Source organism: Cognatishimia sp. F0-27 (assembly GCF_020667845.1).
Taxonomy (GTDB): Bacteria; Pseudomonadota; Alphaproteobacteria; order Rhodobacterales; family Rhodobacteraceae; genus JAFMPQ01.
Window position 1 is genome coordinate 1 of sequence record NZ_JAFMPQ010000119.1, and the last position, 392, is coordinate 392.

1 protein-coding gene is annotated in these 392 nt (G+C 56.6%); it reads left to right on the forward strand.

The window, feature by feature from the left end; genetic code table 11:
• Window positions 1-85: 85 nt before the first annotated feature.
• The coding region (locus J1C49_RS21585) for a transposase (protein ID WP_227447863.1) at window positions 86-392 on the forward strand (307 nt) is incomplete at its 3' end.

Genomic DNA, 392 nt, shown 5'->3' on the forward strand with positions numbered 1-392 from the left:
ATCAAAAAGCGCAGCAGGTGATCATAGCCGGGTCTCGGGTCCCTACAGTGGTTTTGCACAAACCACACCGCAAGGGAGACCGACTATGACCGATACCACTATTGCACAGGCCGAGCCTGTTTTGGTCGCGATTGATATCGCAAAAGCCCGCCATGAAGTTTTGATCGCTGTTCCCGGCCGAAAGCGCCGTCGCCGTCTGACAGTTCTGAACCAGCTCGAAGAGTTTGATCGATTGGTCGCAACGCTCTCGGACTATGGCCGTCCTGTCCGGGCGGCCTTTGAGGCAACAGGCAATTATCATCGCGCTCTGGCTTATCGGCTCGGCGTCGCCGGTTTCGAGGTAAAGCTGGTATCTTCAGTCGCCTTGGCACGCACCCGCGAAGCCTTGAACA